Consider the following 9,569-nt stretch of genomic DNA (forward strand, 5'->3'; position numbering starts at 1 on the left):
TCGGTGTCAGCTACCGGTAATCGTTGGAGAACCCGTAGTCGTCCAGCGGCACCGCAGCGCCGGCCGGAGCACCGAAGGTGCCGTCCGGGCTGTAGTAGGTGTCGTCGTAGGACGGCACCGCGTACGCCGCGGCACGCGCCTCTTCGGTCGGCTGAACCTGGATGTTGCGGTAACGGTTGATACCGGTACCGGCCGGGATCAACTTACCGATGATCACGTTCTCCTTCAGACCGATCAGCTTGTCGCTGCGGCTGTTGATCGCCGCGTCGGTCAGGACACGCGTGGTCTCCTGGAACGACGCCGCCGACAGCCACGACTCGGTCGCCAGCGAGGCCTTGGTGATACCCATCAGCACCGGACGTCCGGCAGCGGGCTCGCCACCCTCGGTCACGACCTGACGGTTGGCCGCCTCGAACTCGGCGCGCTCGACGAGCGAACCGGGCAGGAACTCGGTCGAACCGTGGTCGATGATCGTCACGCGACGCAGCATCTGACGCACGATGGTCTCGATGTGCTTGTCGTGGATCGACACACCCTGGCTGCGGTAGACCTCCTGGACCTCGTTGACCAGGTGGATCTGCACCTGACGGGGACCCATGACGCGGAGCACCTCGTGCGGGTTGGCCGAGCCCTCCATGAGCTGCTGGCCGACCTCGACGTGGTCGCCGTCGGACAGAAGCCGCTCGGAGCCGTCGTCGTGCTTGAACACGCGCAGACGCTGACGCTTCGAGATCTTGTCGATGACAACCTCTTCCGAACCATCGTCCGGGATGAGGGTGATCTTGTAGAAGCGGTCGTCGTCCTCGAGACGCACCCGGCCGGAGACCTCCGCGATCGGCGCGACGCCCTTGGGGACGCGAGCCTCGAAGAGCTCCTGGACACGCGGCAGACCACCGGTGATGTCGTCGCCGACGCCACCCTGGTGGAACGTACGCATCGTCAGCTGGGTACCGGGCTCACCGATCGACTGGGCCGCGATGATACCGACGGCCTCGCCGATGTCGACGAGCTTGCCGGTGGCCATCGAACGGCCGTAGCACATCGCACACACACCGGTGCCGGTCCCACAGGTCAGGACCGAACGGACCTTGACCTGCGTGATGCCGGCGGCCAGCAGTGCCTCGATGGCCGGGTCGCCCAGGTCGTGACCGCGCTCGACGATGACGTTGCCGTCGGCGTCGACCGCGTCCTGTGCCAGCGTGCGGGCGTAGGTCGAGGTCTCGACGTGCGCATCGCGGATGAGCGTGCCGTCGGCCTGCTTCTCGGCGATCGTCGTGGTGATGCCACGCTCGGTGCCACAGTCGGTCTCGCGCACGATGACGTCCTGCGACACGTCCACCAGACGACGGGTCAGGTAACCCGAGTCGGCGGTACGGAGCGCGGTGTCGGCCAGACCCTTACGGGCACCGTGGGTGTTGATGAAGTACTCGGCCACGGTCAGGCCCTCGCGGAACGAGGACTTGATCGGACGCGGGATGAACTCACCCTTCGGGTTGGTCACCAGACCCTTCATGCCCGCCAGCGAGCGGATCTGGGTCATGTTGCCCGCCGCACCCGACTTCACGATCATCGGGATCGGGTTGTCATCCGGGTAGTGCGCCTCCATCGCAGTACCGACCTCTTCGGTCGCCTGCTTCCAGATCTCCACGAGGGAGTCACGACGCTCGTCCGGGGTGAGGGCACCACGCTGGAACTTGCGCTCCAGGCCGTCGGCCCGCTCCTCGTACTTGTCGAGGATCTCCGCCTTCTGCGGCGGTACGAGCACGTCGGCCATCGAGATGGTCACGCCCGAACGGGTCGCCCAGTGGAAACCGACGTCCTTGAGCTTGTCGACGGTCTGTGCGACCACGATCATCGGGTAGCGCTCGGCGAGATCGTTGATGATCACGGCCTGACGCTTCTTCGGCATCTGCTCGTTGACGAACGGGTACTGCACCGGCAGCAACTCGTTGAACAGCACGCGACCCAGGGTGGTCTCGATCTCCCACGGCTGGCCGAACTTCCAGCCGTCCGGGAACTGCTCGGCCTCGATCTCGGCCGGCGGACGCTGATCGGTCAGGCGCACCTTGATGCGCGAACGCACGGTCAGCGCACCACGGTCGACGGCCATGATGGCCTCGGACGGGGTCGAGTAGACACCGCGCTCGACGTCGTCGGCGGTCGCCGGGCTGTACTCGCCCTCCGCACCCTCCTTGAGGGTGGTCAGGTAGTACAGACCGGTCACCATGTCCAGACGCGGCATGGCGAGCGGACGGCCCGACGCCGGCGACAGGATGTTGTTCGACGACAGCATCAGGATGCGCGCCTCGGCCTGCGCCTCCGCCGACAGCGGGAGGTGCACGGCCATCTGGTCACCGTCGAAGTCGGCGTTGAAGGCCTCACACACCAGCGGGTGGAGCTGGATCGCCTTGCCCTCCACCAGCTGCGGCTCGAAGGCCTGGATGCCGAGGCGGTGCAGCGTCGGTGCACGGTTCAGCAGCACCGGGTGCTCGGCGATGACCTCTTCGAGGACATCCCACACCGCGGGACGCTGACGCTCGACCATGCGCTTGGCCGACTTGATGTTCTGCGCCTGGTTCAGATCGACCAGTCGCTTCATCACGAACGGCTTGAACAGCTCGAGAGCCATCAGCTTCGGCAGACCGCACTGGTGCAGCTTGAGCTGCGGGCCGACGACGATGACCGAACGGCCCGAGTAGTCGACGCGCTTGCCGAGCAGGTTCTGACGGAAACGACCCTGCTTGCCCTTGAGCAGATCACTCAGCGACTTCAGCGGACGGTTGCCCGGCCCGGTGACCGGACGGCCGCGACGGCCGTTGTCGAAGAGTGCGTCGACCGACTCCTGCAGCATCCGCTTCTCGTTGTTGACGATGATCTCGGGAGCACCCAGATCGATCAGTCGCTTGAGGCGGTTGTTGCGGTTGATCACACGGCGGTACAGGTCGTTCAGGTCGGAGGTCGCGAAGCGGCCACCGTCGAGCTGGACCATCGGACGCAGCTCCGGCGGGATCACCGGCACGGCGTCGAGGACCATGCCCAGCGGCGAGTTGCCCGACTGCTGGAACGCCGCGACGACCTTGAGTCGCTTGAGCGCACGCAGCTTCTTCTGGCCCTTGCCGCTACGGATCGTCTCGCGCAGCGAATCGGCCTCGGCGTCGATGTCGAAGGTCTCCAGGAGCTTCTTGATCGCCTCGGCACCCATCGAACCCTGGAAGTACTCGCCGTAGCGCTCTTCGAGCTGACGGTAGAGCTTCTCGTCGATGATGAGATCGCCCAGGCTGAGCTTGACGAACTTGTCCCAGATCTCCTCGAGACCGTCGAGCTCGCGCTGAGCGGCGTCGCGCATACGACGCATCTCACGCTCGGCACCGTCGCGCACCTTGCGGCGCACGTCGGCCTTGGCGCCCTCGGCCTCCAGCTCAGCGAGATCCTGCTCGAGCTTCTGCTGCCGCTCGTTCAGGTCGGCGTCGCGCTGATCGGCGACAGCCTTCTTCTCGACCTCCATCTCCGCCTCGAGCGTCGAGAGCTCGTTGTGGCGGAGCTCGTCGTCGACCGCGGTGATGACGTAGGCGGCGAAGTAGATGATCTTCTCGAGATCCTTCGGCGCCAGGTCGAGCAGGTAGCCCAGCCGGCTCGGCACACCCTTGAAGTACCAGATGTGCGTGACCGGGGCGGCCAGCTCGATGTGACCCATGCGCTCACGGCGCACCTTGGCCTTGGTCACCTCGACGCCGCAGCGCTCACAGATGATGCCCTTGAAGCGGACGCGCTTGTACTTACCGCAGTAGCACTCCCAGTCGCGGGTCGGGCCGAAGATCTTCTCGCAGAACAGGCCGTCCTTCTCCGGCTTGAGCGTGCGGTAGTTGATCGTCTCCGGCTTCTTGACCTCACCGTATGACCAGTTGTGGATGTCGTCGGCTGTCGCCAGACCGATCTTCAGTTCGTCGAAAAAGTTGACGTCGAGCACTTGTTACCTTTCCAGAGCTCTGTTGTCAGTGGCCGGGGCGAGCCCGGCCGGGTGAGGGTCAGGTCAGTTGGCGAGATCGTCGACGGTGGCCGACTCGTTGCGCGACAGGTTGATGCCGAGGTTGGCAGCAGCGCGCTCCAGGTCCTCGTCGTCGGTGTCGTGCATCTCGATGGCCGCACCGTCGGAGCTCAGCACCTCGACGTTCAGGCACAGCGACTGAAGCTCCTTCAGCAGCACCTTGAACGACTCGGGGATACCCGGCTCCGGGATGTTCTCGCCCTTGACGATCGCCTCGTAGACCTTGACGCGGCCCACCACGTCGTCCGACTTGATGGTCAGCAGCTCCTGCAGCGTGTACGCGGCGCCGTAGGCCTGCATGGCCCAACACTCCATCTCACCGAAACGCTGACCACCGAACTGCGCCTTACCACCGAGCGGCTGCTGGGTGATCATCGAGTACGGACCGGTCGAACGCGCGTGGATCTTGTCGTCGACCAGGTGGTGCAGCTTGATGATGTACATGTAGCCGACCGACACCGGGTACGGGAACGGCTCGCCGGAACGACCGTCGAACAGCGTCGCCTTGCCGTCGCCGTTGACCATCACCTCGCCGTCGCGGTTCGGCAGCGTCGAGGACAGCAGTCCGGTCAGCTCCTCCTCGCGAGCACCGTCGAACACCGGGGTGGCGGTGTTGGTGTCGGGCTCGGCCGAGTACATGTCCTCGGGCAGCCTCGACGCCCACTCCGGCACGCCCTCGGCGACGTTGATGTTCCAGCCGGCCTTGGCGACCCACCCGAGGTGGGTCTCCAGGATCTGGCCGATGTTCATACGACGCGGCACACCGTGGGTGTTCAGGATGATGTCGACCGGGGTCCCGTCGGGCAGGAACGGCATGTCCTCCTGCGGGAGGATCTTGCCGATGACGCCCTTGTTGCCGTGCCGACCGGCGAGCTTGTCGCCGTCCTGGATCTTGCGCTTCTGGGCCACGTACACGCGGACCAGCTCGTTGACGCCGGGAGCCAGATCGTCGTCGTCCTCGCGGCTGAACACGCGCACGCCGATGACCTTGCCGGTCTCGCCGTGCGGCACCTTCAGCGAGGTGTCGCGGACCTCACGGGCCTTCTCACCGAAGATGGCACGCAGCAGGCGCTCTTCCGGGGTCAGCTCGGTCTCGCCCTTCGGGGTGACCTTGCCGACCAGGATGTCGCCGTCGCGGACCTCGGCACCGATGCGCACGATGCCGCGCTCGTCGAGGTCGGCGAGGACCTCGTCGGAGACGTTCGGGATGTCCCGGGTGATCTCCTCGGCACCGAGCTTGGTGTCGCGGGCGTCGATCTCGTGCTCCTCGATGTGGATCGAGGTGAGCACGTCCTCTTCGACGAGACGCTGGCTCAGGATGATCGCGTCCTCGTAGTTGTGACCCTCCCACGGCATGATCGCCACGAGCAGGTTCTTGCCGAGCGCCATCTCACCGTTCTCGGTGCAGGGGCCGTCGGCGAGGACCTGGCCGGACTCCACGCGCTGACCCTCGTCCACGATCGGACGCTGGTTGGCGCAGGTGCCGTGATTGGACCGCGCGAACTTGCGCATCCGGTAGGTGTCGCGGGTGCCGTCGTCGGACATGACGGTGATGTAGTCGGCCGAGACCTCTTCCACCACACCGGTCTTGGTCGAGACGATGACGTCACCGGCGTCGACCGCGGCACGCAGCTCCATGCCGGTACCGACCAGCGGCGACTCGTTGCGCACCAGGGGCACGGCCTGACGCTGCATGTTCGCACCCATCAGGGCGCGGTTCGCGTCGTCGTGCTCGAGGAACGGGATCATCGCGGTCGCGACGGACACCATCTGACGCGGCGAGACGTCGAGGTACTCGACATCGGTCGCGCCGACGAACTCCACCTCGGAGCCCTTCTTTCGCACCAGGACTCGCTCGTCGGTGATGCGTCCGTTGCCGTCGAAGTTGGTGTTCGCCTGACCGATGAGGAAGCGGTCCTCCTCGTCGGCGGTCATGTACTCGATCTCGTCGGTGACGACACCGTCGACGACCTTGCGGTACGGGGTCTCGATGAAGCCGAACGGGTTGACCCGCGCGTACACCGAGAGCGAACCGATCAGACCGATGTTCGGACCCTCAGGGGTCTCGATCGGACACATGCGGCCGTAGTGCGACGGGTGAACGTCGCGCACCTCGAGGCCGGCACGCTCACGGCTCAGACCGCCCGGGCCCAGCGCCGAGAGACGACGCTTGTGGGTCAGACCCGACAGCGGGTTGTTCTGGTCCATGAACTGCGACAGCTGGCTGGTTCCGAAGAACTCCTTGATCGCCGCCACGACGGGACGGATGTTGATCAGGGTCTGCGGGGTGATCGCCTCGACGTCCTGGGTGGTCATGCGCTCACGCACGACGCGCTCCATACGCGAGAGGCCCACGCGGATCTGGTTCTGGATCAGCTCGCCGACGGTACGCAGACGACGGTTGCCGAAGTGGTCGATGTCGTCGACCTCGACGGGCACCTCGACGCCACCGGGGACGGTCATGTAGGTGGTGGTGTGCGGGTCGGCCTCGTGCAGACGCACGAGGTACTCGACGGTCGCGATGATGTCCTCGCGGGTCAGGGTCGACTCGCCCACCATCGGGTTGCCGGTCAGACCCAGCTTCTTGTTGACCTTGTAACGGCCCACGCGGGCGAGGTCGTAGCGCTTGTCCTTGAAGAACAGGTTCTCCAGGAGGTTCTCCGCGGACTCCTTGGTCGGCGGCTCACCCGGGCGCAGCTTGCGGTAGACCTCGAGCAGCGCCTCGTCCTGGTTTCCGGTGTTGTCCTTCTCCAGCGTCGACATCATGATCTCGGAGAAACCGAAACGCTCGGTGATCTCCTCGGCGGTGAAGCCCAGCGCCTTGAGCAGTACGGTGACCGGCTGACGGCGCTTGCGGTCGATACGCACACCGACGGTGTCGCGCTTGTCGACGTCGAACTCCAGCCACGCGCCGCGACCCGGGATCACCTTGACGGTGTGCAGGGTCTTCTCGGTGGTCTTGTCGATCGAGGCGTCGAAATACACGCCCGGGCTACGGACCAGCTGGCTCACCACGACACGCTCGGTGCCGTTGATGATGAAGCTGCCCTTCTCGGTCATGATCGGGAAGTCGCCCATGAAGACGGTCTGCGACTTGATCTCGCCGGTGTTGTTGTTGATGAACTCCGCGGTGACGAACAGCGGCGCCGCGTAGGTCATGTCCTTGTCCTTGCACTCCTCGACGGAGGCCTTGACCTCGTCGAAGTGCGGCTCGGAGAACGACAGGGACATCGACCCGGAGAAGTCCTCGATCGGGGACAGCTCGTGGAGGATGTCCTCGAGGCCACCCGTCGGGTTCTCGTCACCGCGGGCGATCGCCTTCGCGCGCCACTCCGGTGAACCGACGAGCCATTCGAACGAATCGAGTTGGAGGTCGAGGAGGCCCGGAACCTCCAGCGGCTCGCTGATCTTTGCAAACGACGCGCGATGCGGCGCGCCGGGGATTGTTGAGGTGGACTGGCGGTTGACTGCCAAGATGCGTCCTTCCAACACGACGTTATTCACAACCTAGATGTGCAGTACGTGGCTTGATGGGCCGTTCGCTGGTGACACCCTGGGATCGGCGATCACCGCAGCACACACGTCTAAGGAGTGGCCGAAGAAGGATCGATAGATGGACAGGAGGCAGCCAGCGCAACGTCCAACTGTAGCAGAAAATAGACGCACTTTGTCAAGCCGTCTGGAAAGCGAGTTCGCGCGGGTGGCTGCCTGCACGTCGATCGCTGGTCACAGCCTGGCCCGACAACGCCGCCACGTCAAGCGCTACGCGCGAAATTCGCGAAGTCGGTGTCGAACTCGGCGTCCGACCTGGTGATCAGGGTGGGACGCAGGCCGATCAGAAGGGCTCGACCGCGCGGATCCGCCACTGATCACCCTCACGCACCATCGCGAATTGGGCGCGCGGTGCACCGCTGTTGGTGGCCATGCTGTTCTGCGTCTCGCTCACGACGAGATTCGCGATGACGGTCGCCGTCGCGCCGTCGCCGCCCCCGGAGAGGTCGCGCACGCCGATCGCGTCGACCCGGCACTCGGCACCCGTCTTGGTCTGCGTGATCAGCTCACGCTGCGCCTTGAGCGTGTCGTCGAACTCGGTACGCGCCTGACCGGTCAGGGCGTCCTGCGCCCGCTTCTGCCATTCGTCGAGCTCGGTGTGGTCGTATCCGAACACCGCGCAGATCCGCTCCTGGGCCTGCGAGGTCAGCTGCGACGTCGACTCCTGGTCGACGAACGCCTTGTTCGGCCCGATCTCGGCACCGGGATGGAACGCCAGGACCGCGGCGATGACGAACAGCACCGCCGCGACGGCGGCGAGAACTCCCGTGCGGATGCCCAGGAGATTGTTCGGTGCACGCCTCCCCCGACGGTCCGACCGCCTGCCGGGACGCCGACCCATCGGCCGGTCGCCCGGGCCCGTGGTCGGGGCACCCGCTGCCGACGCGTCGCCCCGGCGAAGGGTCGAGACCCGCGCGACCGGCTTGGTCCTCGGCTTGGTGACGTCGGGCTTGGTGAGGTCGGGCTCGGCCGGCTCTGCCGAGGTGGGCTTCTCCAGGTCGACGGCGTCGGTCTTCGTCGAGTCGGCTTCCGTGGAGTCGGCTTCCGTGGAGTCGGCTTCCGTGGAGTCGGCCTTGGTGGTGTCGTCACCAGGCCCTTCGAGGCTCGTCGACCTCGACTCGCTTCGCTCGCTGGGCCCGGCGGCTTTCGCTCCTCGCACCTCAGGGGACGGGGAGGTCGAAGCCTCGTCCGACACCTCGGTGGGCAGCGGAGTCTGCTGGGTCCGACCGGCGACCTTCGGGGTCGGGCGACGCTTCGGGGTGGGCTTCTTCTTGCCCCGATCGTTGGCCATCAGTTACCCCCCTCCGGGGCCGGGGCCGCCGGGGCCGGCGCAGCGCCGCCACCGTCGGCGTAGGCGATGCCCTCGAGACCGAGGACGTTCTCGGCCTTCCAGACGTCGCCGTCCTTGGTCATGCTGACGTCGAAGCCGCGCGTCTCGTCGATGCCGGCCTGGCCGGGACGCTGGAGGGTCGTCACCACATAGACGAGCACCTTGGCCTTGTCCTCGTCGGCGTCGACCTCGCTCGGCGCGCTGCGCAACAGGCGCGCACTCAGGGTGGCGGTGTTGGGGCCGGCCGTGCCGAGCATGTCGAGGACGCTGCCGTCCTTGCCGCCCAGCACCTCTTCTCTGGCCTTACCGGTGAGCGAGGCCTCGGCGCGCTTCCGGAAGCCGTCGACGTCCGCCGGGTTGATCGTGGTGATGTTCAGGACGGCCTGTTCGGCCGCCTGCGTCGCCGCGTCGCGGGTCTCCTGTGCGGGATATTCGTCGAAGTAGACGTTGTAGGCACGCACACCGAACACGGCGACGAGTACCACGCCGACCAGGACCGCCGCGGCGGCCAGGGCGCCGGGCGCGAACTTCACCGCCCGCCGCAGGGCGGGGCGAATGCCGCTGGGCTTCTTCTCTGTCGGTTCTGAGGTGCCAGTCATCGGGAACACACTGTATATATCGCTCCTGAGCGCAAGCCAAGGC

General features: G+C 66.0%; 4 protein-coding genes. All 4 read right to left on the reverse strand.

Translation table 11 applies throughout. From position 1 onward, the window contains the following. Positions 1-10 precede the first annotated feature (10 nt). Positions 11-3,967, reverse strand: coding sequence for a DNA-directed RNA polymerase subunit beta' (locus CA982_RS15475; protein ID WP_086536173.1), 3,957 nt, complete (start codon positions 3,965-3,967; stop codon positions 11-13). Between the two features lie 63 nt (positions 3,968-4,030). Continuing rightward, a complete protein-coding gene (rpoB, locus tag CA982_RS15480) occupies positions 4,031-7,519 on the reverse strand; it encodes a DNA-directed RNA polymerase subunit beta (RefSeq protein ID WP_086536220.1) in 3,489 nt (1,162 codons plus the stop codon). A gap of 361 nt (positions 7,520-7,880) precedes the next feature. Then, positions 7,881-8,888: a hypothetical protein gene (locus CA982_RS15485; RefSeq protein WP_086536174.1), complete on the reverse strand. Its 1,008-nt coding sequence runs from the start codon at positions 8,886-8,888 to the stop codon at positions 7,881-7,883. Next, positions 8,888-9,526 carry a hypothetical protein gene (locus CA982_RS15490; RefSeq protein WP_086536221.1) on the reverse strand — a complete coding sequence of 213 codons (639 nt, stop codon included), beginning with the start codon at positions 9,524-9,526 and terminating at the stop codon, positions 8,888-8,890. Before CA982_RS15490 ends, CA982_RS15485 begins: the two co-directional genes overlap by 1 nt. Positions 9,527-9,569: the final 43 nt, after the last annotated feature.

The sequence above is a fragment of the Gordonia lacunae genome, assembly GCF_002149015.1.
Classification (GTDB): domain Bacteria; phylum Actinomycetota; class Actinomycetes; order Mycobacteriales; family Mycobacteriaceae; genus Gordonia; species Gordonia lacunae.